Raw genomic sequence first — 26528 nt, 5'->3', positions numbered from 1 at the left:
GCTACCTTCGCAGATTGACTGGCGTATTGGCCCAGACGATCTGCGCCTTGCTGTCGCCGGGATTGGAGTAGCGATGGGGCAGGCTGGCGGCGAAGGAAAAGCTGTCACCGGCCTCGAGCCGGAAAACCTTGTCCTCGATATGCAGGTCGATCTGGCCTTTGAGTATCAGCCCGGCCTCCTCGCCTGTATGCGTGTAAAGCTCATCACCGGTGTTTCCGCCCGGCTGGTAGGTCGAGATGCCAAGCGCGAGCTGCCCGTCGAGACTGGCCGAAAGCAGATGATCTTCGAACCCCATGTAATCTGTTGATGTCAGGCCCGAGTAACTTAGCTTGCGGCGTCTGTTGGCGCGCACGATATAGGGGCGTTCATCGGCAGGCGCGGGGCCGTCAGTTTCAAAAAACCACCCCACGGGGACGCCCAATGCCCCGGCAAGCTCCTGCAAGGTGGTGACGGATGGCTTGGCCTGCCCGCGTTCAATCTTGGAGATGAACGAGACGGATTTGCCACTGGTTGCAGCCAGATCCTCCAATGTCAGCCCCTGCGCCTTACGTAAGCCGCGCAGGTCGTCGCCCAATTGCGTCAGGGCGGAATTTTGAGGTGTGATCGCATTTTTCTTGACGCTCATGAGAATTTTCTGCCAGAAATTTTCCTATAGGGCAATAAGTGAGCCGATTTTGTTGGATCATTGCAGCATGAAGGTACATCCGATCTACTTTCTCTGGGCGACGCCGCGCTCGACCTCGACCGCGTTCGAGTGGATGATGCGCCAGCGCGGTGATCTGGCCTGTTTCCATGAACCTTTCGGGATGGCGTGGTATCAGGGCCCCGAGGCCCGCGCGCCGCGACCCGCGCCGCCGGAGCGGCAGCGCCCCGAGGCGACATTTGAAAAGATCTGGGATGATATTCAGGAGGCGGCCAAGAAGCGCCCGGTCTTCGTCAAGGACATGCCGCATCATACCGACCACCTGTGGGATGATGGGTTCCTGAGCCGGATCACCCACAGTTTTCTTATTCGCGATCCGGCCAAGGTGCTGGCGTCTTTGCACCGCTCTTACGAGAAAGCCGGTATGGGTGACGGGTTCGAAGCGCATGAAATCGGTTTTGGGCCACAGCAAGCGCTTTTTGATCTGCTGCGCGGACAGGGGCAAAAACCGCCGGTTCTGGACAGCGACGATTTGCTTGAAAACCCTGATAGGATGGTGCGCAGCTATTGTGATGCCATCGGCATTCCTTTCCTCCGCGACGCCCTGTCATGGGAACCGGGCGCGCGGGATGATGTGCTGTGGTATGATGGCAATGACGAGATCTGGCATGCCTCGCTGCGTGACAGTGACGGGCTGAAACCGATCCCGCGCAAACACGTGGACCCTGGTGATCTGCCCGAGAACCTCTCGCGACATTACGACGTATTCATGGCGCACTATCGCGCGCTTCACACCCACAGGCTGCGCCCCGAGGTGGTGACCGGATGACGACAGATATTCGACAGAAAGTAGTAGAACTTATCGGCGAAGACGGTCTGGCACAGGCGTTTGCACCGATTGAAGAGGCCAGCGGGTTGCCGAATGCGGCCTATTGGTCGGATGAATGGCTGAAGCTGGAACAGGAGCATTGCTTTCGCCGCGCCTGGGTCTTTGCCGGGGCCGAGGCGGAATTGCCTGAGCCGGGCGACATGAAGCCGATCGAGATCGGCGGTGTGCCCCTGATTATCCTGCGCGACCGGGACGGCACGATCAGGGGCTTTCACAATGTTTGCAGGCATCGCGGCGCCAAACTTGTGACCGAACCCTGCAGGAAACCGACACTGACCTGCCCCTACCATGCGTGGAGCTATGGGCTGAACGGTAAGCTGCGCTCGCGCCCGCATTTCAGCGGTCCCAATGTGGTGGATAAGTTCGAGGATGGTGGTGGTGACAAGCTGGACCTGATGGAGGTGCGGTGCGAGACGTGGAACGGCTGTATCTTCGTCAATGTCTCGGGTGATGCCGAGCCTCTGGTGCAGTGGCTCAAGCCGCTGCTTGAACGGACCGGCCAGTATGATTTCTCGTCCATAAGCTGGGCGGGAAAGCTCGACTTCGAAGTGAATGCCAACTGGAAGCTGGTCTATGAGAATTACATGGAAGGCTATCACGTCTTCTGTGTCCATCCAAAGCTGCTGAAATTCGCCCCGATGAATGTAAGGTGGTCAGGCGAATGGGACCGGCATGTGTTTTACAACGACTATATCTTTCCCGAACTCGAAGAAGGTCGCGGCGAAGGTCTGCCGCATTATCCCGGCCTGTCGGAAGAAGATGCCAAACGCGGCCTCTGGTTCCTGTGCTTTCCCCATTTTGCTGCCGAAGTATTTCCCGATCAGTTTTCGGTTCTGGTCAGCTATCCGGTGGCGCCGGACAAAACCCGCGAAGAGCTGCATGTCTTCCTGATCGGGGAGGCGGCGACATCGGACGACTACAAGCAGGCGCGCGAAGCGACCCTGAAAATGTGGGACGACCTGAACCGCGAGGATCTGGGCATGTTGGAACTGCTACAGCAGGGGCGCTTGTCACCCGCCTATGACGGGGGCCGTCTGAGCCCGCATTGGGAAGGGCCAACCCATGATTTTGGGCGGCGCGTGATCGAGCGGATATTGTCCTGAGCAAATTCTGCCGTTTTCCGGGACCGGTCGGCGCGGGCGTAGCTCTGTCGTGACGATCAGGTGACGTTCTCGCCGGATCAACCGGCAAGAACGCCTTCTGGAGATGTGGAACAGAGCAGTGATTTCACCTTCTCGGCGACGGCCTCGGCGGTGATGCCGAATTTTTCGAACAAGGTGCCCGCCGGCGCGGAGGCACCGAAACTGTCCATGCCCACAAACCCGGCCTTGGCCTCGCGGCCACGTTCGCCCAGAAGCCAGCGATCCCAGCCTTGCTGCACTGCGGCCTCGACGCCCACGCGGACCGGCCCGCCGGGCAGGACGCGCTTGCGATAGGCCTCGTCCTGATCGGCAAAAAGCTCCATGCAGGGCATAGAGACAACCCGCGTGCCGATGCCTGCGGCCTGCAACATGTCGCGGGCCTTCATCGCTATCTCGACCTCGGAACCGGTGGCGATCAGGATGGCCTGGCGTTTGCCGTCCGCATCGGCCAGCACATAAGCGCCCTGGGCCGAGAGGTTCTTGTTCTTGTGCTCATGCCGCAGTGTCGGCAGACCCTGGCGGGTCAGTGACAGCACCGACGGTGTGGATTTCGAACTGAGGGCCAGTTCCCACGCCTCGGCGGTCTCGACCGTATCGCAAGGCCGGAAGACCATCGTGTTGGGAGTGGCGCGGCTGATCGCCAGATGCTCGACCGGCTGGTGCGTGGGGCCGTCTTCACCCAGACCGATGCTGTCATGGGTCATCACGAACACCGTTGGCACCTTCATTAGCGCCGCCAGACGCATGGCCGGGCGGGCGTAGTCGGTGAAGCACATGAAGGTGCCGCCATAGGGGCGGATACCGCCATGCAGCGCCATGCCGTTCATGGCCGCGGCCATGCCATGTTCACGGATGCCCCAGTAGATATAGCGGCCCTTGCGGTTATCGGTGTCGAAAACGCCCAGATCGCCGGTCTTGGTGTTGTTCGAACCGGTCAGGTCGGCAGAGCCACCAACGGTTTCGGGCATGATCGGGTTGACCACTTCCAGCACCATTTCAGATGACTTACGGGTCGCAACTTTCGGTTTTTCCTCGGAAATCTGTTTTTTCAATGCCTTGATTCGGGCCGAGAGCTTGGCCGGAGCATCGCCTGCGAAAATGCGGGTGAACTCGGCCTGCCGCCGTTCGGACACCTCGGCAAAGCGCGCTTTCCAGTCTGCGTGATCGCTGGCACCGCGACTGCCGATCGCTTCCCAGGCGGATTTGATGTCATCGGGCACCTCGAACGGCCCGGTGGTCCAGCCATAGGCGGCTTTGGCGGCGGCCATCTGCGCCTCATCGGTCAGCGCGCCGTGGCCCTTAGAGGTGTCCTGCGCCGCGTGCCCGATGGCGATATGGGTTTTGCAGGCGATCATTGTCGGCTTCTTGGTTTTCTTCGCCGCCGTCAGCGCCGCGTCGATCTCGGTCGGGTTATGGCCGTCGATTTCCAGAACCTGCCAGCCCGCCGCCCGGAAGCGTTTGACCTGATCGGTCTTGTCCGACAGCGATACCTTGCCGTCGATTGTGATGTCGTTGTTGTCCCACAGCACGATCAGCTTGCCTAAGGAATGACGACCGGCCAGACCGATCGCCTCGTGGCTGACGCCCTCCATCAGGCAGCCGTCACCGGCGATGGCATAGGTGTAGTGATCGACCAGCTTGCGACCGTAGCGCGCGCGCAGGATCTCCTCGGCCATGGCAAAGCCGACCGCATTGGAAATGCCCTGACCCAGCGGGCCGGTGGTGGTCTCGATCCCGTCATGCAGAAAGTTTTCCGGGTGCCCCGCCGTTCGCGCACCCCATTGGCGGAAGCTCTTGATCTGATCCAGCTCCATCCCTTCGTAGCCGGTCAGATGCAGCAGCGAATACAGCAGCATCGAGCCGTGGCCCGCCGACAGAATGAACCTGTCACGGTCCGGCCAGTTGGGCGCTGCGGCATCGAATTTCAGATGTTTCTCGAACAGAACCGTGGCGACGTCCGCCATGCCCATCGGCATCCCGGAATGGCCGGAATTGGCGGCGTGAACGGCATCAAGGGTCAGCGCGCGGATGGCGGCGGCCTTGTTCCAGTGATCGGGATTGGCTTGGCGCAGGGCGGCGATGTCCACGGGGCGTTTTCCTTTGGCAGTGGCAACAGATATCGGGTGAATATCAGCCCGTGCCCAAAGATCAACCCGGCCTGACGATCAACACGTTATGGGGGCGCATTTTACCCGGCAAATGAATAGACTTAAGGTTAGTCAAACCCGGTCGCGATTCGCATCGGTGTGGAAACATGAGTTGAAGGGGGTGGGGCAATGAGCCAGATAGACGAGCTTCAGCGGCGGATCACCGCAGCGCTGGACCGGATTGGACAGGGGCTGGACGGGGTGGGCTCGGCCGGCAGTGGCGATGCGCAGGCGTTGGAGGCGCTGACCAAAGAGCTGGAAGATGAAAAGCTGGTCAGCTTGCAGCTTGAGGAACGGCTGAAAGCGCTGAGCCAAAAACAGAAAGAGCGTGCGGCGGCAGAAGAGGGCGCGCGCGCTGAACAGGCCAATGCCATGCGCAAGCTCGATCACGAGCTGCAATCGCTGCGCAAGGCCAACCAGCAATTGCGCGACAACAACAAGGCGCTGCGAGAAGCAAATGAGGCCGGTGTGACCGAGCCGCATCTGATCAACAAATCCATGCTGGCCGAGCTTGAGGGGCTGCGCGCCGCCCGGGCCGCCGACCGTGCCGAGGCTGATCTGGTGATGGCCGATCTCAGCCGTCTGATTGCCGGGGCGGCCGGCGTTGAGACCAGCGAAGCGGAGGATGCCTGATGCCCGAAGTATCTGTTGAAATTGGTGGCCGAAGCTTTGAAGTGGCCTGTCAGGAAGGCGAAGAGCACTATCTGAAGGCTGCAGCCAAGATGCTCGATGAGGAGGCTTCGGTGCTCACAGCGCAAATCGGGCGCATTCCCGAAGCGCGAATGCTGCTGATGGCCGGGCTGATGCTGGCGGACAAGACGGCGGGGGTGCAGGACAAGCTGCGCGAAGTCGAAGACCGCATGGCCGAGAAAGAGGCCGAACTGGAACGGTTGCGCAGCGCACCTCAACCCGAAGCCGAGCGCGTCGAGGTGCCGGTGGTGCCGGGACATGTGACCGATACGCTGGCGGAAATCGCCGCCCGAGCCGAGGCGCTGGCCGAGACCGTAGACGGTAAACTCGCAAGCTGAGCGGGGCCACGCTGACCTTAACGAACCGCGTGATTGCGGCGCTGTTTGAATGCCTTGCGGATCGTCGCCTCGATGCTCTGGCGGGCCGGGGTATCTGGGCCCGACCGGTCCAGAATCAGGTTGGATCCGGGCATTTTAGGAAAGCCCCGATCGGGACCCAGCGGAACAATCCGGTCGTTCAGCGCGCCGCTACCCAGCAGGGCGACCGCAACACCCGCTTCGACCGCAGCGGTAATCCCCTGCACGCTTTGGCTTGAATAGATCACGCGGTAAGGGCGGTTCATGTCGTTCAGCGCGTCGCGAGCCGCGTCGCGCCACCAGCAATCGCGGTCAAATAATGCGACGGGCAGGGGGCTTTGTGCCAGGAGATCGTGATGACGCGATGTCACCCAATGGGTCTGGTCGCGCCAAAGAACAGCGGACGGGTCAGGCGGCGCAAGCACCTCATAAACTGCCAGATCCAGCCTGCCACTTTCCAGCATCCCTGGAAATCGCGCGCTGAGATCGCAGATGACCTCAAGCTCGACCGAGGGGTGAGATTGGGCGAATTCGGCGATAATCGGCGCCAGCGTATCGTGGCTGTGATCGTCGGGAACGCCGAGCCGCATTTTCCCGGTCATGGCATCAGCGGTCAGCTGGCGCAGGGTGGTGTCCAGCGCGGCGGTTACCTGCCGGGCGATGGGCACAAGGCGTTCACCCACCGGTGTCAGGGTAACGCCGCGTCCGTGACGCTGAAACACCGGCTGACCCAACGTCTCTTCAAGCCGTTTGATCTGGAGGCTGGCGGCGGACTGGGTACGCAGGATGCGCGCGGCCCCCAGCGTCATGCTGCCGGTCTCGGCCACGGCGAGAAAGGTGCGCAGCAGATCGCTTTCCAGTCTATCCATATGAATTCCGCATACCTGAAAGAAGAATTATTCGTTTTTCTTTTATCTCACCGGCGCGCATATTTGCAATGATCAAGCGAAAGAAAGGCTCATATGATGGAACGGGCAGATCGGCAACCGCGTCTGAGCAACGTTCAAACCTGCATACTGGTCGGCGTCGCAAGCACGTCAATTGCCGCGCTTTTCTGGCCTCAGGCGGTGTGGCAGATGGTTCTCTTCGTCATCCACAGCCTGATTGTTATCTCGCCCCTGGTCATCCCCGGGATCCTGCTGGCGGCCTGGATTATCGCCAGCGGCGCCGACAAGCGGATTGCCAAACTCTTCGAGGGGCGCATGGGTTGGGCAATCCTTGCCGCCTCGGCGGTGGGGGCGGTCACGCCGGTTTGCGGCGTCACCGTGCTGCCGCTGATGGCGGGGCTTCTGGCGGGCGGTGTACCACTGGCGCCGGTGATGGCCTTCTGGCTGTCGTCGCCGGTAACGGACCCGGCGATGCTGGCCACCACGGCGGCGACCCTGGGGCTGAGCTTTGCCATCGGTAAGACGGTTGCCGCCTTCTGCCTTGGCCTTCTGGGTGGCACGGGGACCTGGCTGTTTTCCCGCGCCGGTTGGGCGGCTGCCCCGTTGCGGCAAAACGGGATCGTCGGGCGTATCGTGGCGACGCGATGTGCGGAGGCGCTGCCGTTTCGGGTAGCGATCTGGAACGACGCCGAGCGGCGCGAGGTCTTTGCCCGGCAGCTCTGGGCGACGACACGGCTTATCCTGATCTGCCTGATCCCGGCCTTCGCGGCCGAGCATGTGCTGAATTCCTTGCTGCAGCCCGAGGCGCTGACCAATTATGTCGGGCGCGACACAGCCTGGGCGATCCCGCTGGCCGTCTTCGTGGGGGCGCCGGCCTATGTGGATGGCTATGCGGCCCTGCCACTGACCCGTGCGCTGATCGATCACGGCATGTCCCAGGGCGCGGCGATGGGGTTTCTGGTCTCGGGCGGGGTGGTCAGCATCTGGGGCGCGATGGCGATCTTCCCGGTGCTGCGCCTGCCGCCCTTCCTGCTCTATCTCGTGCTGGCACTCATCGGATCATTGCTCGCCGGATACGGGTTTGACGCTGTTTTGCTGTCTCTCTGACACATGCGTCTGCGCGATGCGCGTTCAGCCCTGTCACGCGCATCGTGCTATGCGGCCCGAGGAGGACGGCGGAGCCGGAGGACGAGATATCCTGCGTGCGCGTCAGCGCACTCAATCTGATAACAGATGCCTCAGGCGTTGGCTTCGCGGATCTTGTCCGCCGCGTCCTTGTCATAGGCGACACCGTTTTGCTCAAAGAGCGTATCCAGTTCACCCGACAGGGTCATCTCGGTGATGATGTCGCAGCCGCCGACGAACTCACCCTTGACATAAAGCTGCGGCACCGTTGGCCAGTCGGAATAATCCTTGATGCCCTGGCGGATCGCATCATCGGCCAGCACGTTGATGTCCGAAAACTCCACCCCCATGAAATTCAGCACACCGGCCACCCGGCTGGAAAACCCGCATTGCGGCATCTCCTTGGTGCCTTTCATGTAAAGCACCACGTCATTCGCTTTGACGGTTTCGTCTATCTGAGTTTTTGCGTCAGTCATTTCGGTGTGTCCTTTGGTACAAATCTCTTGGCATATTCCTGCGGATCGCGCGGCACTTTCCACGTGGTGACATGCCCGCCTCCCATGCCTGATTGATAATCTGAAGTCAGCGTATGGTATCCCTTACCGGGTTCGCTGCCACGTTTATCGGTATCCTTGCGTTTGCTCATCACCGCAAGCGCGCCGATGAACAGCACAATCAGCGCGCCGACGATCAGCACGAAGATGTCCACTATTCCGGGGCCTTCGTGGTCAGGGCCAGCGCGTGAATCTCCCCGTTGGGGCCGTCCATCTTGCCTTTCAATGCTGCCATCACGGCGCGTTGCTGTTGCACCCGGTTCTGGCCGCGGAAACTTTCGTCGATCACCTCAGCCGAGAAATGCGCGCCGTCATCCCCCTGCACGGTGATCTTTGCATCGGGGAATGTGTCGCGGATCAGTGCTTCGATATCTGAGGCGAGAATGGCCATCTGAGCCCTCCTTGGTGCTTGACCAGAGATGTAGAGCGCGAAGGGGCCAAGTGCAAGATGTGAGCGTCGTGGAAAGTCGCTAGATTTCTTGGCCTTTTTTCAGCAATTCGTCGATCAGCCGACGCTGGATCGGGGCGCTGTCGCCACCACCGAACTGCATCGCACCACCGGAATAGAGCGTGCCGTAGCTCTGCGCCAGATTGATCGTCTGGCCCAGCCCCGAGATAAACTCCTCTTTTTCAAGCGGGGAGAGCGGGTGGATGAACGTGGCCCAAAGCCTGCCTTGTGCAATCGCATAACGCGCATCCAGCGCCGAATCGAAATTCGCCTGCATCATGCGGGTCAGGTCCTCAGCGCTCAGACCTTCGCTTTCCCGGATCGGGGCCATGGCCCGCATCCGGTCCGCATTCGCATCGGTGATGATCAGGACCGTCGTGCCCGCTACCTCCATCTGCCATGCTGCACCATTGGTCTTGGCGTCAGGGTCAAGCACGGCGATGATCTCACCCAGGGCCTCAAGCGTCATCGGCGGTTCAAGCTCGGGCGCGGGGGCAGGCCCGCTCTCGTCCTCCTGGGCAGCGAGGGCAAGGGGGATCAGGGCCAGCCAGAGGGCAGTCAGCAGTCGGATCATGGGCAGTCCTTTCAGATTTGCCCTGATCCTGTCACGCGCTCGCGCGGGTGGCCATGCGCCTGATGCAATTGTGAACGGTCGTCAGTCGAACGTGGCACCGAAGGCGCTGCGGAAGATCTGCGAAAGCTCTGCAAGCGGTGCGCGGGCGCTGCCGAAGACGACCGCGTCACCGGTAAAGCGACCGACGATTCGGATCGGCACCGCGGCCTTATATGCGGCGGCGGTCAGCGCCTTGGCCTGATCCTCGCTGCAGGCGATCAGATAACGGGCCTGATCCTCACCAAAGAGCGTGCCGGTATCACTGTCCTCCAGCACGACACCCACACCCGCCGTTTCGGCCAGCTCGAAAGTCGCCAGTGCCAGACCACCGTCAGAGAGGTCCGTGCAGGCCCCGATCAGGTCATGATAAGCCCGGATGAAATCGCCGTGGCGCTTTTCCATATCCAGATCAACCGGCGGGGCATCGCCTTCGATGCGGCCAAAAGCTTCGGCCAGCAGTGCCGACTGACCCAGATGGCCAGTGGTTTCGCCCAGCACCAGCGCCACGTCGCCGTCCTGCACCTGACCGGTTATGGCAGCCTCGGCATTGGGGATCAGGCCGACTGCACCGATGGTCGGTGTGGGCAGGATGGCGGCACCGTCGGTTTCATTATAGAGCGAGACATTGCCTGACACGATCGGCATGTCGAGAGCAGCAACGGCCTGACCGATACCCTTGATCGCGCCCACGAACTGTCCCATGATCTGTGGCTTTTCGGGGTTGCCGAAATTCATATTGTCGGTGGTCGCCAGCGGCAGGGCGCCTTGTGCGGTCAGGTTGCGATAGGCTTCGGCTACTGCCTGTTTGCCGCCCTCGACCGGGTTGGCCTTGACATAGCGCGGCGTTACGTCCGAGGTGAAGGCCAGCAATTTGTCACTGCCATGCACGCGGACCAGACCCGCGCCCAGCCCCGGGGTGCGGGCAGTATCGGCCATGACCATGGTGTCATATTGCTCAAACACCCACTCTTTCGAGCAGTAGTTGGGCGAGCCGATCAGCGCCTTGAGTCCATCGATGGCGTCAATCGACGCCACACTGGCCGCATCGAGTGGTGTCGCGGCAGGCGTTTCTTCCCAAGGGCGGTCATATTCCGGGGCGGTCGATGACAGTTTCGACAGCGGCAGGTCGGCTTTGACTTCGTTGTGATGCAGGATGAGGAAGCGGTCTTCGGCAATGGTCTCGCCGACGATGGCGAAATCCAGATCCCATTTCTCAAAGACAGCGCGGGCTTCAGCTTCAAGCTCGGGTTTCAGCACCATCAGCATGCGTTCCTGAGATTCGGACAGCATCATCTCGTAGGCGGTCATGTTCTCTTCACGCTGCGGCACATCCTCGAGCGTCAGCTTGACCCCAAGCCCGCCCTTGTCGCCCATCTCGACGGCGGAACAGGTCAGGCCCGCCGCCCCCATGTCCTGAATGGAAATCACCGCGCCGGTTGCCATCAGTTCCAGCGTGGCTTCCATCAGGCGTTTTTCGGTGAACGGGTCGCCGACCTGCACGGTGGGGCGTTTTTCCTCGATGCTGTCATCGAATTCAGCGCTGGCCATGGTGGCGCCGCCGACGCCGTCGCGGCCGGTTTTAGCGCCCAGATAGACAACCGGCATCCCGACGCCGGACGCGGCGGAATAAAAAATCTTGTCGGTTTCGGCCAGACCGGCAGCGAAGGCATTGACCAGACAATTGCCATTGTAGGCCTTGTCAAAGCGGACCTCGCCGCCCGCGGTAGGTACGCCGAAGCAATTGCCATAGCCGCCGACACCGGCGACGACGCCATGCACCAACTGGCGGGTCTTGGGATGCGACGGCTCGCCAAAGCTGAGCGAGTTCATCGCCGCGATGGGTCGTGCGCCCATGGTAAAGACGTCGCGCAGGATGCCACCCACACCGGTGGCCGCGCCCTGATAGGGCTCGATATAGGACGGGTGGTTGTGGCTTTCCATTTTGAAAACAACGCATTGGCCGTCGCCGATATCGACGATGCCCGCGTTTTCGCCGGGGCCGCAGATCACCTGTGGGCCGGTTGTGGGCAGGGTGCGGAGCCATTTTTTGGAGGACTTGTAGGAACAATGCTCGTTCCACATCGCCGAGAAGATGCCAAGCTCGGTGAATGTCGGCTCGCGTCCGATGATGTCGAGGATACGCTCGTATTCGTCGGGTTTGAGGCCGTGGGCCGCGATCAGCTCAGACGTGATTGCCGGGTCCTGCATGTGAATGGAATCCCCCAAATATCCGGATGGCGCTTCTTTAGGGTATCGCGCGCCGGGTTGGAAGGGGCTGTGACATGCATGCTTGACCATTGTCGGCCTATCGGATTGTTTGACCCGAAAATGACGGAGAGATCATGCAAAACCTTTCAAATCCGTGGCGCGGTAAGGGGCTGCCGGATGACGTGCTGAGCGGCGCCCCGGCGCCCAGCGTCGATGCGTCGGCCCCCGAGACTCTGATCAGGCAATGCCCCGCCGCCGGGGAGACACCATTGATCCGCATCGACGGGCTGGGTGCGCAGGTCTGGGCCAAGGATGAGCGCAAGCGCATGGGGCTGGGTAGTTTCAAGGCACTGGGCGCGGCCTATGTAATTGCGCACCGGGCGGCGGCAACCGGCAAGGATGATCTTTCGACCGCATTGCAGGGCGAAACCTTTGTCAGCTCAAGCGCGGGTAATCACGGGTTGTCGATTGCCGCCGGGGCGCGGGCATTCGGGGCAAAATCCGCCATTTATCTCTCAGAACATGTGCCCGAGGGTTTTGCCGAACGGCTACGTGATCTGGGGGCCGAGGTGGTGCGTGCCGGGTCCGATTACGAAGGCAGCATGAAAGCCGCGATGCAGGCGGCGGCGGATAACGGCTGGACCTTGCTTTCCGATACGTCCTGGCCCGGCTATTTCGACATCCCGCACCGGTTGATGGAGGGTTATTTGGTGATGGCGGCCGAGGCGGCGCGGCAGATGCCCGAGCCACCGACACATATTTTCCTGCAGGCCGGCGTGGGCGGTCTGGCCGGTGGCTGCGCGCCTTATTTCCGCGAGGTCTGGGGCGACGCGCCGCAGATCATCGTTGTCGAACCCGAATTTGCGCCCGCGTTGCAGGTAAGTATCCGCGAGGGGAAATGCGTTAACACCGAAGGCCCGGTCTCGGACATGGGGCGGCTGGACTGCAAGGAGCCGTCGCTGATTGCCTTGCGGGGACTGGCGCGCGATGCCGATGCCTTTGTGACCATCACCGAGGAAGAGGCATTCTCCGTGCTGCCGGTACTTGACCGGCAGGGCGCCTCGACCAGCACCTCGGGCGGGGCCGGGCTGGCGGCGGCGATGACGATGGATTTGCCGCGGGAGGCGCGCGTTTTGTGTATCATCAGCGAAGGGATATGAGATGAGCCAGGTTTTTGCAGATGCTGAATTCAAGGCCCGGCTGAGCGCCGCGCAGACACGGATGGCCGAGGCTGACCTGGGTGCGATCCTGCTGACCACAGAGCCTGAAATCCGCTATTTCACCGGTTATCTGACCCGGTTCTGGGAAAGCCCCAGCCGACCATGGTTTCTGGTTGTGCCCGCCAGCGGTGACCCGGTTGCGGTGATCCCGTCGATTGGGGCCGCGCTGATGGGCCGAAGCTGGATCAGCGATATCCGCACCTGGTCGGCGCCCGAGCCGGCGGATGATGGGGTTACGCTGCTGGCGTCGGCCCTGCGAGAGCTGGCGGATGGCGGCAAGGTCGGCGTGCCATCGGGCGCGGAAAGCCATTTGCGGATGCCGTTGACTGATTTCGACCGGGTCAAGACGGCCAGCGGACTGCAGTTCAGCGATGATCGTGGCATCGTGGCATCGCTGCGCATGATCAAGTCTCCCGCCGAAATCGATAAGATTGCCGCGGTCTGCGCCATTGCCGGGCGCGCTTTTGACCGGGTCGGCGAGATTGCCCGCGAGGGCGTGCCGTTGTCGCGCGTGTTCCGGGACTTTCAGCGATTGTTGCTGGAGGAAGGCGCCGATTGGGTGCCCTATCTGGCCGGGGGCGCCGGGCCCGACGGGTATGGTGATGTCATCTCCCCCGCGAGCGAGGCGCCGCTGGCGCCGGGCGATGTGCTGATGTTGGATACCGGGGCCGTTCTGGACGGGTATTTCTGCGATTTCGACAGAAACTACTCGGTAAGCCATGCAAGCGATATTGCCAAACATGGTCATGCGCAGCTGATTGAGGCCACCGAGGCGGGGCTAGAGGCGGCCCGTGTCGGCGCGCGGGCCAGCGATGTCTGGCGGGCGATGGCGGATATCGTTGGGGGCGGCGAAGGTGCCGGCCGGTTGGGGCACGGGCTGGGCATGCAACTGACCGAAGGACTGTCGCTGACGGCAAAAGATCACACGATCCTGCAGCCTGGCATGGTGATCACGCTGGAACCCGGCGTTGCCACCGGCGCTGACACGCTGATGGTGCACGAGGAAAACATCGTGATCGAAGCCTCGGGGCCAAGACTGTTATCACCCATGGCGTCGGCCGAATTACCGGTTATCTGAGCAGATCGGTGGGTGCCGGTGCATAAAGGGATGAGGAGGTACTGAATGGGCAAAAAAAGGGCCGAGCTAAAAGCCCGGCCTTAGTCCAACAGGGAGGTATGATGGTGAACCGCCTTGCGGCTGTCACCGTCATGAGTTGAATTAAGGGGCGCGCGCGCCTCAATCAAGAACAATGATGTCGCACTAGCAGCAATGCCGCTATGCATTCTGTGCATAACAAGTCTATTTGTTATGCAAGTTCTTGTTTTTTCATATTTTTTCGGTAGATGATGATCTCTTCCTGAACGAAGTCGCGGAAGGCGGCAATACGCTTGGAATGGCGCAATTCCTCCGGATAGGCCAGAAATACCGGTACTTCGACCGATTCTACCTCGGGTAGTACGGGGACAAGCTGTGGAAAATCGTTGATCAGGTAGTCGGGCAGCACCCCTATTCCCAGATTGTTGAGCACGCTTTGCAGCACGCCGTAGTAGTTGTTGACGGTCAGAAGCGAGGGGATGTCATAGGTCATCAGCTCGTTGACCAGCACCGCCCCGGCACCCACCTGCGCCGAGCGCGGGTTCTGGCAGATCAGCCGATGATCATGCAGGTCAGCGGGACTTTCGGGCATGGCATGTGTCTCAAGATAGCTCTTGGCCGCATAAAGCCGCATGTGCACGCTCATCAGGCGTTTGCGGATCAGATCGGCCTGGCTGGGTTCCTTCATGCGGATCGCCACATCGGCCTCGCGCATTGGCAGATCCAATACGCGCTCTTCCAGCATCAGGTCGATCTTGAGTTCGGGAAACTTCTCGTAGAGCTTTGGTAAGCGTGGCGCGAGCCAGAGCGTGCCGAACCCGATCGTGGTGGTCACGCGCAGTTCGCCAAACACTTCTTCCTCGCTGTCGCGGATGCGCGCGGTGGCGGTATCGAGCCGCTTCATCATCGCGCGGGTGGCATCGAACAGAAGTTCGCCCTGTTCCGTGAGAATCAGTCCGCGCGCGTGGCGGTGAAAAAGCGTGGCGCTCAGTGCTTCTTCAAGCGCCCGGATCTGCCGCGACACGGCGGATTGCGACAAATGAAGCTGGTCGCCCGCATGGGTCAGGCTGCCTGCGTCGGCGACCGCGTGAAAGATTCTTAGCTTGTCCCAATCCATACCCGCAACTTTCGATTCAAACTTCGGTGGCTCACGCAATAGCAAAAAACGCCCGGAGATACACCGCCCATTAGCAGAAATTCTGCTTGGTAGGTCATAAAATATGACCTATTATTGCCCTATACTTATTCTCACATTCCACGCCTCGGGGGCCGCAATGGGTACGCAAGAGATATCACTGAACGATCGTTTCGATCTGGAGAAATCGCCGATCCTGCTGAACGGTACGCAGGCGCTGGTGCGGTTGATGCTGACCCAGGCGGCGCGGGACAGGGCCGCGGGGCTGAACACCGCAGGGTATGTGACCGGCTATCGCGGCTCGCCTCTGGGCGCGGTTGATCTGCAGATGACGCGCGCGGCGAAATTGCTTGGATCGGCCAATGTCACCTTTAACGAGGGTCTGAACGAAGATCTGGCAGCGACAGCGCTTTGGGGCAGCCAGCAGGCGGAACTGCGTGGCGAGGGCAAGTATGACGGCGTGTTCGGCCTTTGGTATGGCAAGGGGCCGGGGGTGGATCGTACCGGTGATGTGATGCGCCATGCCAACATGGCGGGCACCAGCGCCAAGGGCGGCGTGCTGATGGCGATGGGTGATGACCATACCGGCGAATCCTCGACGGTACTACACCAGTCTGAATGGGCGTTGGTCGATGCCTACATGCCGGTGGTCAGCCCGGCAGGCGTGCAGGAGATCATCGATTACGGCATCTATGGTTATGCGCTCAGCCGGTTTTCCGGGCTTTGGGTGGGTCTGAAGACCATGAAGGACACGGTCGAGGCCACATCGGTGGTGGATGGCCGGGTAGACCGGATACAACCGGTCGTGCCGGAATTCGACATGCCCGAGGGCGGGTTGAATATTCGTCTGGGGGATACGCCGCATCTGCAAGAGGCGCGGATGATCGATTTCAAGCGCTTTGCCGCCGAGGAATTCAGCCATGCCAACAAGATGGACAAGCGTATGCTTGGCAAGCCCGGTGCCAAGATTGGGTTTGTAGCGGCAGGCAAGAACTGGCTTGATCTGGTACATGCGCTCGACCTGCTGGGCATCGATGCCGATGAGGCCGAGCGCCTGGGCATTACCACCTACAAGATCGGCCAAACCTTTCCGCTGGACATGAAGGGCTTTCATGATTGGGCCGAGGGCCTTGATCTGATTGTTATCATTGAGGAAAAGCGAAAACTGATCGAGGTACAGGTCAAAGAGGCAATCTTTGACGACCGTCAGGGGCGCCGTGTCTATGGCTGGTACAAGGGCGGCGCGGGCGGCATGCACCGTGAAGAACTTTTCCCGACCCGAGGGGCGCTCGACCCGATCATGATCGCCGAGAAACTTGGCGGCATCCTGATTGAAGAGGGGCGCGGCACCGAACGCGTCAAGGGGGGGCTTGAGATGTTGAGCGATGCGCGCCGCAACGACAATGCCGAGGAAATCGCCTCGCGCCTGCCGTATTTCTGTTCGGGCTGTCCACACAACTCTTCGACCAAACTGCCCGAGGGCGCGCGCGCCTATGCCGGGATCGGATGCCACTACATGGTCCAGTGGATGGACCGCGAAACCACCGGGTTCACCCATATGGGCGGCGAGGGCGCGAACTGGATCGGCGAAGCGCCGTTTTCGAACCGCAAGCACGTGTTCCAGAACCTTGGCGACGGTACCTATAACCATTCCGGCGTGCAGGCCATTCGCGCGGCGTTGGCGGCGGGCACCAACATCACCTACAAGATCCTCTATAACGATGCGGTTGCGATGACCGGCGGCCAGCCGAACGAAGGCGGGCTGAACGCGCCGCGTATCGTCGCTGAACTGACCGCGATGGGTGTGCAACATTTGGCAGTCGTTTATGATGAAAAGGAAGATGTGGACTTCAAAGCCTTTCCGCAAGGCATTGAAATCAAAGAGCGCGCCGAGTTGATGGAGGTGCAGAAACGCATGTCCGAGGTCGAGGGCGTTTCGGCCATCGTCTATATCCAGACCTGCGCCGCCGAAAAGCGCCGTCGGCGCAAGCGGGGCCTCTTCCCGGATCCGGATAAGCGGGTGTTCATCAACACGGATATCTGTGAGGGCTGCGGCGATTGCGGCGTTCAGTCGAACTGCGTGTCGATTGTGCCGGTCGAAACCGAGCTGGGGCGCAAGCGCGCGATTGACCAGTCGAGCTGCAACAAGGATTTCAGCTGCCTCAAGGGGTTCTGCCCGTCCTTCGTGACACTTGAAGGTGCGACGATCCGCAAGGAAAAGACCGCCGAGATCGACCTGCCTGATCTGCCTTTGCCGACATTGCCCGAAATTGATGGTACTCATAACGTTGTGATCACCGGCGTCGGCGGTACTGGTGTCGTGACCATCGGCGCGGTGCTGGCGCAGGCGGCGCAGATTGACGGCAAAGGTGCGGGCATGATGGAAATGGCGGGCCTCGCCCAGAAGGGCGGCGCGGTGCATATCCATTGCCGCCTGGCCGAACGGCCCGAGGATATCGCGGCCATCCGCGTTGCGACCGGCGAATGCGATGCGCTGATTGGCGGTGATCTGGTCGTCAGCGCCGGGGCCAAAACCCTGGGCCTGACCAAACATGGCAAAACCGGCGCGGTGGTGAATAGCCACGAGATCATTACCGGGGATTTCACCCGCGATACCGAGTTCAAACTACCGACTGACCGGCTGGAACTGGCGTTGCAGGCGCGGCTGAAAGATGGTGTGAAACTATTCGATGCGACCGAATTGGCGCGCGCTGCGATGGGCGATTCAATCTTTTCCAACATGATGATCTTTGGCGCCACTTGGCAGCGCGGTCTTATCCCACTGTCCCACGAGGCGATTGTTGCGGCGATTGAGCTGAACGGTGCGGCCGTTGCCAAAAACCTGCGCGCGTTCGAGATTGGGCGGTGGGCGGCTGAGTATCCCGAAGAGGTGATCCGCCTGATCCAGCCCAAGGTGGTCGAATTGCCGAAATCACCCGAAGAGAAAATCGCGTTCCGTGCCGATCACCTTGTCGGCTATCAAGGCAAGGGCCTGGCCAAGCGTTATCGCAAACTGGTGGATACGGTCGATGATGCAGGCCTCAAGCTGGCGATCGCGCAGGGCTATCACAAGCTTTTGTCCTACAAGGATGAATACGAGGTCGCGCGCCTGTTGCTAACCAGCCAGGAAAAAGCTGCGGCTGAATTTGACGGTGATTTTAAGATGAGCTTTCATCTGGCCCCGCCGATTCTGTCGCGCACGGGCTCGGACGGGCGCCCGGTAAAACGCACCTATGGGCCGGGGATGGCGAAGCCGCTGAAACTGCTGACCAAGCTCAAGCGTTTGCGCGGCACGCCGCTGGATATCTTCGGCTATTCCGCCGAGCGCCGGATGGAGCGCGCGCTGAGCAAACAATATGAGCGCGATATGAAAGAGGTGTTGCCCAAGCTGGATGACCAGACGCGTGACGCCATTCTGGCGCTGGCGCTCTTGCCCCTGCAGATCAGGGGGTTTGGCCCGGTTAAACAGGCGAATGAGGTCAGGGCAGCGAAACGCCGCGAAGAGTTGTTGGCCGTTATCCGCGCCGGGGGCGAGGCGATTTCGCAGGCGGCGGAGTAAACCCGCCGCCGGTTTGAGAAATGCGCGACAAATCGGTCATGGAAATCCGTTGCCACACGACGTATGAGCTATTCTTGAGGGGCGGTTGCCCTTGATCATACTCATTGTGGCGTTGAATTGCGGACGGATCGGACAGATGGCAGTAGGGATTTTCGACAGTGGCCTTGGCGGTTTGACCGTGCTGGACGCGGTTCAGAAGCGCCTGCCGGATGTACCTTTCGTCTATTTCGGCGATAACGCCCATGCGCCCTATGGTGTGCGGGATGCGGATAACGTGCATGATCTGACGAAATCGGCGGTCACCCGGCTCTGGGATAGTGGCTGTAATCTGGTGATCCTGGCCTGCAACACAGCCTCGGCAGCGGCGCTGCGGCGGATGCAGGAGGCCGGTGTGCCCGAGGGCAAGCGCGTGCTGGGCGTGTTCGTGCCGCTGATCGAGGCGCTGACCGAGCGGCAATGGGGCGACAATTCGCCGCCGCGCGAAGTGGCTATCAAACATGTGGCACTTTTTGCCACGCCTGCCACCGTATCCAGTCGCGCCTTTCAGCGGGAACTGGCTTTTCGGGCCATTGGTGTCGATGTCGAGGCGCAGGCCTGCGGTGGCGTGGTGGATGCCATCGAAGACGGTGATCTGATCCTGGCCGAAGCGCTTGTGCGCAGCCACGTAGATGCGTTGAAACGCAAGATGCCAAACCCTCACGCCGCAATCCTGGGATGTACCCATTATCCGCTGATGGAAGAAGTTTTCCAGGCAGCGCTTGGGCCGGATGTGAAAGTCTTTTCGCAGGCGGACCTGGTGGCTGAAAGTCTGTCAGATTATCTGGAGCGGCATCCGGGCATGACTGGATCAGGTGATGAAACGCTGTTTCTGACCACCGGCGATGCCAAGCGTGTCTCGGATCGCGCGACCCAGTTTTTGCGACGAAAAATCGAGTTTCAGGCGGCATAGATTGCTGCCGCGCCGATTTTTTCCTAAACGCTACCAAGATAGACATGAAAGAGGTCTGACATGACCCATAAAATCGCCATTCTGGGCGCTTCCGGTTACACGGGCGCTGAACTTGTAAGGCTGATCGCCACCCATCCGACGATGGAGATCGTGGCCCTTGCCGCCAATTCCAAGGCAGGCCTGTCGATGGCTGATGTGTTTCCACATCTGCGCCATCTGGATCTGCCTGATCTGGTCAAGATTGACGAGATTGACTTTGCAGGGGTTGATTTGTGCTTTTGCGCCTTGCCGCACGCAACCTCACAAGCGGTGATCAAGGAATTGCCCAAGACGCTGAAGATCGTCGATCTCAGCGCCGATTTCAGGTTGCGCGACCCGGAGGTCTATGCCCAGTGGTATGGCGGCCAGCATGATGCCCTGGAATGTCAGGCCGAGGCGGTTTACGGGCTGACCGAGTTTTACCGCGATGACATTCGGGCAGCGCGTCTGGTGGCGGGCACCGGGTGCAACGCGGCCACTGGCCAATATGCCCTGCGGCCATTGATCGCGGATGGGCTGATTGATCTTGATGACATCATCATTGACCTCAAAACCGGGGTCAGCGGGGCGGGGAGGTCGCTGAAGGAAAATCTGCTGCATGCGGAACTGTCCGAGGGCGCACATGCCTACGCCGTCGGCGGCACGCACCGTCATCTGGCAGAGTTTGATCAGGAATTCAGCGCGGTCGCCGGGCGGCCCGTCAAGGTACAGTTCACGCCGCATTTATTACCTGCAAACAGGGGGATAATCGCCACTGTTTATGTTAAGGGAGACGCTGACGCGGTGTATAAGTCGCTAAGCAACGCCTACGCGGATGAGCCTTTCGTGCAGATGCTGCCATTTGGACAACAGCCCAGTACAAGGCATATCCGGGGCAGTAATTTTTGCCATATCGGAGTGTCAGGCGACCGGATTCCGGGCCGTGCCATCGTGATTGCGGCGCTGGATAACCTGACCAAAGGGTCCAGCGGGCAGGCCTTGCAGAATGCCAATCTGATGTTAGGTGAGGAAGAGACGCTGGGCCTGATGCTGGCCCCGGTCTTTCCGTAAGGACATGCTGCGATGAAATCGCTGAAGAAAAAGCGCAGGATTCAGGTCATCGCCATTGCGGCGGTGGCCCTGATCGCCTCGACCGCGCTCATTGGCTATGCCATGCGCGACGGGATCAACTTCTTTCATTCGCCCAGCCAGATCGTAGCTGAACCTCCGAAATCAACGGAGGTTTTCCGAATTGGCGGGCTGGTTGAGGAGGGTAGTTTGGTACGCGGCGACGGCGAAACCGTGCGTTTCAACGTCACCGATGGCGGTGCAGTTGTGCCCGTGACCTATACCGGTATCCTGCCTGATCTATTCGAGGAAAATCAGGGCATGGTCGGCACCGGCACGCTTGAGAACGGGGTTTTCAAGGCGCGGGAAATCCTGGCCAAACATGATGAAAACTACATGCCGAAAGAAGTCATCGACGCGCTGAAAGAGCAGGGCGTTTATCAGGCCCCGGACGGTAGTTAAGTGCTGCATTAACCCTGGCAGATCAGTCTCTGCGCCAGTTTCCCGCCAGAAAATGGGGTATTGGCATGCAGAGCGTTTCGGAAATTGCAAAGGCAATTGTCGCCCGCGAGGGGGGCTTTGTGAATGACCCTGATGATCCGGGCGGGGCGACCAAATACGGTGTGACGATCCACACGATGCGCCGTCTTGGCCTTGATCTGAACCGGGATGGCCGGGTGACCACCAGCGACGTCAAGCGGCTGAGCCGTGCGCAGGCCGAAGAGATATTCATTGATCATTATTTTCGTCGCCCCGGCATTGCACGTTTGCCCGAACCGCTACAGGCGAGTGTCTTTGACATGTATGTCAATGCCGGGAGCAACGCGATCAAGATCCTCCAGCGATTGCTGCGTCAGATGGTGCAGAGGCTGGATGTCGACGGTATGATCGGGCCGCAGACGGCTGCGGTCACCAAGGCGGCGTTCACCGCCGCTCCGGATCATCTGGTTGACGCCTATGGTATCGCCCGGCGCAACTACTACTTCCAGCTAGCGGACAGGCGGGCGTCGTCGCGCAAATACGCCCGGACCCGGGCGGGCGGCAAGGGTGGCTGGATTAAGCGCGCCGAAGAATTCATCTCGCCCCGCTATCACCTGAGCGCTGATCAGTTTCGGCAAAGGACGGCGTCATGGGGTTGATCGGGCAGCTGTTGAATCTGGTATTTGGCGGGGGCCGCAACGTGGTGGCCGAGACCGCCGAAGTGTTTCGCGAAAATGCCGAGGCGGGGGCCGAGCGTGAGGCAGGATTGCGCACCCAGTCAATGGTTCAGTACGCCGCAGAGTTTGCGCCCCGGCAGCGCGGCTGGTTCGACAGATGGATGGACGGGGTGAACCGGCTGCCACGCCCTGCCATGGCGTTGGGCACGCTCGGTTTATTCGTTGCCGCGATGGTTGACCCGATCTGGTTCGCCGAAAGGATGCAGGGGATTGCCCTTGTTCCCGAGCCACTCTGGTGGCTGCTGGGCGCTATCGTGTCGTTCTATTTCGGTGCGCGGCATCAGTTGAAGGGGCAGGAATTCCAGCGCTCTCTGGCGACCACGATGTCACGGGCGCCCAAGGTGGTCGACAACATCGCCGCGCTGCGCAACCTGCGCGCCGACAGTCCGGGCGTTGCCGACACCGGCCCGGATGCATCTCTGGCGCTTGCCAGCGTTGTCCCCGGGAACAATGCCGCCCTGGCCGAGTGGCAGCGCGTTCGCGCCTGAGACCGGCCCCCGCGACAATGTGGTCATCCGGATAAGGCTTTTCGGATTGGCCCGCCCGGCGCGGCGATCTATATTGGCTGTATGATTACCGAACTTGGCCATTTCGCCCTCATCCTCGCCTTCTTCATCGCCTGTCTTCAGGCGGTCGTGCCGCTGATCGGGGCGCATCGCCGCCTGGCCGGCTGGATGGCTGTGGCGGAACCGGCAGCTTCGCTGCAGTTCATCCTGACGGCCACCTCCTTTGCGGCGCTTACCTACGCCTTTCTCTATTCTGATTTCTCGCTGCGGCTGGTGGCATTGAACAGTCACACGGCAAAGCCGCTTTTGTACAAAATCACCGGCGTTTGGGGTAATCACGAAGGCTCGATGCTTTTATGGGTACTGATCGTGACGCTGTTCGGGGCTATGGTGGCGTGGTTCGGGGGGAATTTGCCACCGGGATTGCGGGCGCGTGTGCTGTCGGTACAAGCCATGATCGGCGCGGCCTTCTTTGCCTTTATCCTTTTTACGTCTAACCCTTTTCTGCGTCTCGAAGTGCCACCCTTTGACGGCCGGGACCTCAACCCGCTTTTGCAAGACCCCGGCCTCGCCTTCCATCCGCCCTTCCTCTACCTCGGCTACGTCGGGCTTTCGATGACGTTTTCCTTTGCGGTTGCGGCTCTGATTGAGGGCCGGGTCGATGCTGCCTGGGGGCGTTGGGTGCGGCCCTACACTTTGGCGGCATGGATATTCCTGACCATTGGCATCGGGTTGGGCAGCTGGTGGGCCTATTACGAACTGGGCTGGGGTGGTTTCTGGTTCTGGGATCCGGTTGAAAACGCGAGCTTCATGCCCTGGCTTATAGCGGTTGCGCTACTGCATTCATCCGTCGTGGTGGAAAAGCGGGAATCGCTGAAAAGCTGGACGATTTTACTCGCAATCATCGCCTTCGGGTTTTCGATGGTCGGCGCCTTCATCACCCGCTCGGGAGTGATCACCTCGGTCCATGCTTTCGCCAGCGACCCGGAGCGCGGTGTGTTCCTGCTCGGTATTCTTGCCATCTTTATGCTGGGCGGGCTGACGCTTTTTGCGGCGCGTTCAGGCGTGATGCAGTCCAAGGGGGTGTTTGGGCTGGTCAGTCGCGAATCCTTTCTGGTGGTCAATAACATCCTGCTTTGTGTTGCGGCCTTCGTCGTATTCGTCGGCACGATCTGGCCGCTGGTGGCCGAGCTCTTTTTTGACCGAAAACTGTCGGTTGGACCGCCGTTCTTCAACCTGGCCTTCACACCTTTCATGGTGATGCTGGGCCTGATCCTGCCAGTGGGCGCGATGTTGCCCTGGAAGCGGGCGCGGCTGGGCCGGGCGGTGAAAGCCCTGCGCTGGCCGTTTGCGCTGGCAATTTCGATCGGCGCGCTGGCCTGGGCGATGCAGACCGGCCGGTCGGCCCTGGGGCCTGTCGGATTGTTTATGGCGGCCTGGCTGATATCGGGCGCGGCGATTGACCTTTGGGGGCGGACCGGGCGCGGCAGCGATCGTCTGGCGCGGTTGCGCCGATTGCCCGGCGCCGATTGGGGTAAGGCCGTGGCGCATGGTGGGTTTGGGGTCACCATCGCCGGGATCGCCGCGATGATGGCCTGGGAGGCCGAGGATATTCGCGTGGTCCAGATCGGCGAGAGCGTTGAACTGGCCGGTTACACAATCACGCTGGATGGCGTACGCGAGGTGCAGGGGCCGAATTACCTGTCCACCATGGGCGACGTGACCTTGTCGCGCGGCGGTAGCGTGATTGGTACGATGCAGCCGGAAAAACGTATTTACCCGGTGGCGGGCATGCCGACGACCGAGGCTGCGTTGGACAATGGCCTGCTGCGCGACATTTACGTGGTAATCGGCGATCCGCAGGAAGGCGGCGGCTGGGCGGTGCGCAGTTACTATAAGCCGCTCGCGAACTGGATTTGGGGCGGGGCGATCCTGATGGCCCTGGGAGGCGCGCTGTCCCTGACCGACCGGCGTTACCGTGTCGCCGCCGGGGCCCGTAAAACGCCAAGAGCAGGAGTGCCCGCAGAATGAGATGGCTGATCCTGTGTCTGTGCCTTTACACCTTGCCCGCGCTTGCGGTCGAGCCCGATGAGATGCTGGCCGACCCTGTTCTTGAAGCGCGCGCGCAGGTTCTGGACGAGAAAATCCGCTGCGTGAAATGCCGGTCCGAGGTGATCGCCTCGTCCAATGCCGACTGGGCGTCGGACGCGCGCGTGGTGGTCAGAGAGTTGATCGCGGATGGCAAAACCGATGACGAGGTTCTGGATTTCTTCGTCGCGCGCTACGGCGAGTACGTCCTGATGACGCCGCAGACCAGCGGCTCCAACGTGCTGCTATGGTTGGCGGGTCCGCTTATGTTGATGGTCGGGGGCTGGCTGGCGGTGATCTACCTGCGCCGCCGCGCTGGCGCTGACCCCGATACCGAGCTTGTTCTGAGCGAGGCGGAACAGGCACGGCTTGACGAAATCATGAAGCAATGACGCACCGTTTCGCTTTCGCATCTGCTGCGATTGGGGTTTGACGGAACGCATGCATCAATAATGGGGAGCTGCCCGTGAAGGATTATCAGACCATTACGCTCGACATTGCGGATGACGTGGCTGTCCTTACCCTCAACCGCACCGACAAGATGAATGCGCTCAACACGCAGATGCGGGCCGAGATCACCGATGCAGCCACGTTCGCTGGCCTCAAGGCGCGGGTGCTGGTGTTGACGGGCAATGGCAAGGCCTTCTGCTCGGGGCAGGATCTGAGCGATACCGGCAACGCTGCGGCGATTGATCTGGAGCGCGTGCTGCGCGACGAATATGTGCCGATGCTGCGGGCGATCTCGGATTGCCCGGTACCCACGATCAGCGCCGTCAACGGTCCGGCGGCCGGGGCAGGGGCCAACCTTGCACTGGCGGCGGATGTGGTGATCGCGACGGAAAGCGCCTATTTCCTGCAGGCTTTCACTCGCATCGGCCTGATCCCGGATGCGGGTGGCAGCTATTGGCTGCCGCGCCAGATGGGAGCGGCCAAGGCGATGGGGGCGGCGCTTTTTGCTGAACCGATTAGCGCCCGGCAGGCGGATGACTGGGGTATGATCTGGGAAGCGGTCGCGGACGCGGAATTCGATGCCCATTGGCGTGCCCGCGCGGCGCAACTGGCACAGGGGCCGACCCGCGCCTATGGCAATCTCAAGCGAGCCATTCGCGACAGTTGGGAAAACGGGTTTGAAGGCCAGCTTGATCTTGAGGCCAAGCTGCAGGGCGATTGCGGCAAGACCCGCGATTTCAAGGAAGGCGTCGTGGCCTTTCTGGAAAAACGACCGGCGCAATACGAGGGCCGCTAGGTGGCCGATCCGCCCGAAGAGGAGCTTTATGCCCCTGTGAAGGCGTTCCTTGAGGCACAAGGTTACGAGGTCAAAGGTGAGATCGGGGCGGTCGATGTGATGGCCGTGCGTGGCAATGAACCGCCGGTCCTGATCGAGTTGAAGAACCGCTTCACGCTCAGCCTTTTGCATCAGGGCGTCGCCCGGCAATCGGTGTCGGACGCCGTCTATCTGGCAGTGCCGCACAGGCCGGTCCGTCGCGCCTTTGCCGCGATGCGCGATAACTGCGCGCTCTGCCGCAGGCTGGGTCTGGGCCTGATGATAGTACGCCAGCGCGACGGTTTCATCGAGGTATTGGTTGACCCCAGGCCCTATAGGCCCCGCAAATCCAAGGTCAGGCTGGGTCGGCTCTTGCGGGAATTTCAGCGCCGTGCCGGCGATCCGACCAAGGGGGGATCGACCCGCGCTGGCCTGGTCACGGCCTATCGTCAGGATGCGCTACGGATCGCGCGGTACCTGTCAGAGCACGGGCCATCAAAGGGCTCGGATGTCGCTAGAGCTACAGGGGTTGCCAAAGCCACACGGGTCATGGCGGATGATCACTATGGCTGGTTCGAACGGGTCAGGACCGGGATTTATGCTCTGACACCGGTCGGCGTAGCAGCTCTGACGCAATACGGCGGGCAAGAGGTGCCGGCGGCGCCGATCCCCACGACCGCCGAGACATGAAAAAGTCGCCCGGCGA

The 26528-nt window shown here is 60.9% G+C and carries 26 protein-coding genes; 17 read left to right on the top strand and 9 right to left on the bottom strand.

The features are described from left to right. Position 1 precedes the first annotated feature (1 nt). Positions 2-625, bottom strand: a complete 624-nt coding sequence (locus LC334_RS16620) for a helix-turn-helix domain-containing protein (protein ID WP_085799728.1) — start codon at positions 623-625, stop codon at positions 2-4. Positions 626-692: 67 nt separating this feature from the next. Here LC334_RS16620 and LC334_RS16615 point away from each other — a divergent pair, with 67 nt between their 5' ends. Further along, entirely contained in the window at positions 693-1472 is a 780-nt protein-coding gene (locus LC334_RS16615) for a sulfotransferase-like domain-containing protein (RefSeq protein WP_085799727.1), read from the top strand. Then, complete coding sequence (locus LC334_RS16610; RefSeq protein WP_085799726.1) at positions 1469-2635, top strand: aromatic ring-hydroxylating oxygenase subunit alpha; 1167 nt, start codon at positions 1469-1471, stop codon at positions 2633-2635. The genes LC334_RS16615 and LC334_RS16610 overlap by 4 nt, the downstream gene beginning before the upstream one ends. 77 nt (positions 2636-2712) lie before the next feature. Here LC334_RS16610 and tkt read toward each other — a convergent pair whose 3' ends face one another. Continuing rightward, positions 2713-4761: a transketolase gene (tkt, locus tag LC334_RS16605; protein ID WP_085799725.1), complete on the bottom strand. Its 2049-nt coding sequence runs from the start codon at positions 4759-4761 to the stop codon at positions 2713-2715. Positions 4762-4950: 189 nt separating this feature from the next. Between tkt and LC334_RS16600 the strand changes: the two genes are divergently transcribed. Together LC334_RS16600 and LC334_RS16595 are read left to right on the top strand one after the other, a co-directional pair. Then, entirely contained in the window at positions 4951-5454 is a 504-nt protein-coding gene (locus LC334_RS16600; RefSeq protein ID WP_085799724.1) for a hypothetical protein, read from the top strand. Beyond that, on the top strand, positions 5454-5849 hold the full coding sequence (locus LC334_RS16595; protein WP_085799723.1) for a cell division protein ZapA: 396 nt from the start codon (positions 5454-5456) through the stop codon (positions 5847-5849). Before LC334_RS16600 ends, LC334_RS16595 begins: the two co-directional genes overlap by 1 nt. A 17-nt stretch (positions 5850-5866) precedes the next feature. Here LC334_RS16595 and LC334_RS16590 read toward each other — a convergent pair whose 3' ends face one another. After that, the gene (locus tag LC334_RS16590) at positions 5867-6736 is read right to left on the bottom strand and encodes a LysR family transcriptional regulator (protein ID WP_085799722.1); all 870 of its coding nucleotides are present in this window, start codon (positions 6734-6736) and stop codon (positions 5867-5869) included. A 96-nt stretch (positions 6737-6832) separates the two neighbouring features. On the opposite strand from LC334_RS16590, the gene LC334_RS16585 reads away from it, so the two are divergent. Continuing rightward, positions 6833-7861, top strand: a complete 1029-nt coding sequence (locus LC334_RS16585) for a permease (RefSeq protein ID WP_223413039.1) — start codon at positions 6833-6835, stop codon at positions 7859-7861. Between the two features lie 131 nt (positions 7862-7992). Here LC334_RS16585 and grxD read toward each other — a convergent pair whose 3' ends face one another. The 5 genes from grxD to purL form a co-directional block, all read right to left on the bottom strand. Continuing rightward, complete coding sequence (grxD, locus tag LC334_RS16580) at positions 7993-8355, bottom strand: Grx4 family monothiol glutaredoxin (RefSeq protein WP_085799720.1); 363 nt, start codon at positions 8353-8355, stop codon at positions 7993-7995. After that, positions 8352-8588 (bottom strand): hypothetical protein, encoded by a 237-nt coding sequence (locus tag LC334_RS16575; protein WP_085799719.1) that lies wholly within the window; start codon positions 8586-8588, stop codon positions 8352-8354. The genes grxD and LC334_RS16575 overlap by 4 nt, the downstream gene beginning before the upstream one ends. Then, entirely contained in the window at positions 8588-8824 is a 237-nt protein-coding gene (locus LC334_RS16570; protein WP_085799718.1) for a BolA/IbaG family iron-sulfur metabolism protein, read from the bottom strand. The genes LC334_RS16575 and LC334_RS16570 overlap by 1 nt, the downstream gene beginning before the upstream one ends. Positions 8825-8903: 79 nt before the next feature. After that, positions 8904-9455: a type III secretion system chaperone gene (locus LC334_RS16565; protein ID WP_085799717.1), complete on the bottom strand. Its 552-nt coding sequence runs from the start codon at positions 9453-9455 to the stop codon at positions 8904-8906. An 81-nt stretch (positions 9456-9536) separates the two neighbouring features. Next, positions 9537-11702, bottom strand: coding sequence for a phosphoribosylformylglycinamidine synthase subunit PurL (purL, locus tag LC334_RS16560; protein ID WP_085799716.1), 2166 nt, complete (start codon positions 11700-11702; stop codon positions 9537-9539). Between the two features lie 134 nt (positions 11703-11836). Here purL and LC334_RS16555 point away from each other — a divergent pair, with 134 nt between their 5' ends. Together LC334_RS16555 and LC334_RS16550 are read left to right on the top strand one after the other, a co-directional pair. Continuing rightward, a complete protein-coding gene (locus tag LC334_RS16555; protein WP_085799715.1) occupies positions 11837-12862 on the top strand; it encodes a pyridoxal-phosphate dependent enzyme in 1026 nt (341 codons plus the stop codon). 1 nt (position 12863) lies between these two features. After that, positions 12864-14000 carry a M24 family metallopeptidase gene (locus LC334_RS16550; protein ID WP_085799714.1) on the top strand — a complete coding sequence of 379 codons (1137 nt, stop codon included), beginning with the start codon at positions 12864-12866 and terminating at the stop codon, positions 13998-14000. 229 nt (positions 14001-14229) lie between these two features. Here the strand turns inward: LC334_RS16550 and LC334_RS16545 are convergent, their stop codons facing one another. Continuing rightward, entirely contained in the window at positions 14230-15135 is a 906-nt protein-coding gene (locus LC334_RS16545; RefSeq protein WP_085799713.1) for a LysR family transcriptional regulator, read from the bottom strand. A gap of 157 nt (positions 15136-15292) precedes the next feature. On the opposite strand from LC334_RS16545, the gene LC334_RS16540 reads away from it, so the two are divergent. From LC334_RS16540 to LC334_RS16495, 10 genes are all read left to right on the top strand, one after another. Further along, a complete protein-coding gene (locus LC334_RS16540) occupies positions 15293-18712 on the top strand; it encodes an indolepyruvate ferredoxin oxidoreductase family protein (protein WP_085799712.1) in 3420 nt (1139 codons plus the stop codon). Between the two features lie 136 nt (positions 18713-18848). Beyond that, the gene (locus LC334_RS16535; RefSeq protein ID WP_085799711.1) at positions 18849-19661 is read left to right on the top strand and encodes a glutamate racemase; all 813 of its coding nucleotides are present in this window, start codon (positions 18849-18851) and stop codon (positions 19659-19661) included. A 60-nt stretch (positions 19662-19721) separates the two neighbouring features. Then, positions 19722-20750, top strand: a complete 1029-nt coding sequence (gene argC, locus LC334_RS16530) for an N-acetyl-gamma-glutamyl-phosphate reductase (RefSeq protein WP_085799710.1) — start codon at positions 19722-19724, stop codon at positions 20748-20750. 12 nt (positions 20751-20762) lie between these two features. Beyond that, a complete protein-coding gene (ccmE, locus tag LC334_RS16525) occupies positions 20763-21209 on the top strand; it encodes a cytochrome c maturation protein CcmE (RefSeq protein WP_085799709.1) in 447 nt (148 codons plus the stop codon). Between the two features lie 65 nt (positions 21210-21274). After that, positions 21275-21886, top strand: coding sequence for a holin-associated N-acetylmuramidase (locus LC334_RS16520; RefSeq protein ID WP_085799708.1), 612 nt, complete (start codon positions 21275-21277; stop codon positions 21884-21886). Next, positions 21877-22452 (top strand): holin family protein, encoded by a 576-nt coding sequence (locus LC334_RS16515; protein ID WP_085799707.1) that lies wholly within the window; start codon positions 21877-21879, stop codon positions 22450-22452. The genes LC334_RS16520 and LC334_RS16515 overlap by 10 nt, the downstream gene beginning before the upstream one ends. A gap of 81 nt (positions 22453-22533) precedes the next feature. Beyond that, positions 22534-24501, top strand: a complete 1968-nt coding sequence (locus LC334_RS16510; protein ID WP_085799706.1) for a heme lyase CcmF/NrfE family subunit — start codon at positions 22534-22536, stop codon at positions 24499-24501. Then, a complete protein-coding gene (locus LC334_RS16505) occupies positions 24498-24950 on the top strand; it encodes a cytochrome c-type biogenesis protein (RefSeq protein WP_085799705.1) in 453 nt (150 codons plus the stop codon). Before LC334_RS16510 ends, LC334_RS16505 begins: the two co-directional genes overlap by 4 nt. 74 nt (positions 24951-25024) lie before the next feature. Beyond that, a complete protein-coding gene (locus tag LC334_RS16500; RefSeq protein ID WP_085799704.1) occupies positions 25025-25804 on the top strand; it encodes an enoyl-CoA hydratase-related protein in 780 nt (259 codons plus the stop codon). Continuing rightward, a complete protein-coding gene (locus LC334_RS16495) occupies positions 25805-26512 on the top strand; it encodes a DUF2161 domain-containing phosphodiesterase (protein WP_223413038.1) in 708 nt (235 codons plus the stop codon). It begins immediately after the preceding gene. Positions 26513-26528 lie beyond the last annotated feature (16 nt).

The sequence above is a fragment of the Roseovarius aestuarii genome (assembly GCF_019966515.1).
GTDB classification, from domain to species: Bacteria; Pseudomonadota; Alphaproteobacteria; order Rhodobacterales; family Rhodobacteraceae; genus Roseovarius; species Roseovarius aestuarii.
Note: the sequence above shows the minus strand (reverse complement) of the source record. Positions and strands in the feature narration are given on the sequence as shown.

Coding starts and splice junctions, on each gene's coding strand:
- LC334_RS16620 (WP_085799728.1), bottom strand. CDS start 625: ATGAGCGTCAAGAAAAATGCGATCACACCTCAAAATTCCGCCCTGACG.
- LC334_RS16515 (WP_085799707.1), top strand. CDS start 21,877: ATGGGGTTGATCGGGCAGCTGTTGAATCTGGTATTTGGCGGGGGCCGC.
- LC334_RS16570 (WP_085799718.1), bottom strand. CDS start 8,824: ATGGCCATTCTCGCCTCAGATATCGAAGCACTGATCCGCGACACATTC.
- ccmE (WP_085799709.1), top strand. CDS start 20,763: ATGAAATCGCTGAAGAAAAAGCGCAGGATTCAGGTCATCGCCATTGCG.
- LC334_RS16585 (WP_223413039.1), top strand. CDS start 6,833: ATGGAACGGGCAGATCGGCAACCGCGTCTGAGCAACGTTCAAACCTGC.
- LC334_RS16545 (WP_085799713.1), bottom strand. CDS start 15,135: ATGGATTGGGACAAGCTAAGAATCTTTCACGCGGTCGCCGACGCAGGC.
- LC334_RS16520 (WP_085799708.1), top strand. CDS start 21,275: ATGCAGAGCGTTTCGGAAATTGCAAAGGCAATTGTCGCCCGCGAGGGG.
- LC334_RS16610 (WP_085799726.1), top strand. CDS start 1,469: ATGACGACAGATATTCGACAGAAAGTAGTAGAACTTATCGGCGAAGAC.
- LC334_RS16565 (WP_085799717.1), bottom strand. CDS start 9,455: ATGATCCGACTGCTGACTGCCCTCTGGCTGGCCCTGATCCCCCTTGCC.
- LC334_RS16615 (WP_085799727.1), top strand. CDS start 693: ATGAAGGTACATCCGATCTACTTTCTCTGGGCGACGCCGCGCTCGACC.
- argC (WP_085799710.1), top strand. CDS start 19,722: ATGACCCATAAAATCGCCATTCTGGGCGCTTCCGGTTACACGGGCGCT.
- LC334_RS16535 (WP_085799711.1), top strand. CDS start 18,849: ATGGCAGTAGGGATTTTCGACAGTGGCCTTGGCGGTTTGACCGTGCTG.
- LC334_RS16555 (WP_085799715.1), top strand. CDS start 11,837: ATGCAAAACCTTTCAAATCCGTGGCGCGGTAAGGGGCTGCCGGATGAC.
- purL (WP_085799716.1), bottom strand. CDS start 11,702: ATGCAGGACCCGGCAATCACGTCTGAGCTGATCGCGGCCCACGGCCTC.
- grxD (WP_085799720.1), bottom strand. CDS start 8,355: ATGACTGACGCAAAAACTCAGATAGACGAAACCGTCAAAGCGAATGAC.
- LC334_RS16595 (WP_085799723.1), top strand. CDS start 5,454: ATGCCCGAAGTATCTGTTGAAATTGGTGGCCGAAGCTTTGAAGTGGCC.
- LC334_RS16505 (WP_085799705.1), top strand. CDS start 24,498: ATGAGATGGCTGATCCTGTGTCTGTGCCTTTACACCTTGCCCGCGCTT.
- LC334_RS16600 (WP_085799724.1), top strand. CDS start 4,951: ATGAGCCAGATAGACGAGCTTCAGCGGCGGATCACCGCAGCGCTGGAC.
- LC334_RS16550 (WP_085799714.1), top strand. CDS start 12,864: ATGAGCCAGGTTTTTGCAGATGCTGAATTCAAGGCCCGGCTGAGCGCC.
- LC334_RS16590 (WP_085799722.1), bottom strand. CDS start 6,736: ATGGATAGACTGGAAAGCGATCTGCTGCGCACCTTTCTCGCCGTGGCC.
- LC334_RS16510 (WP_085799706.1), top strand. CDS start 22,534: ATGATTACCGAACTTGGCCATTTCGCCCTCATCCTCGCCTTCTTCATC.
- LC334_RS16540 (WP_085799712.1), top strand. CDS start 15,293: ATGGGTACGCAAGAGATATCACTGAACGATCGTTTCGATCTGGAGAAA.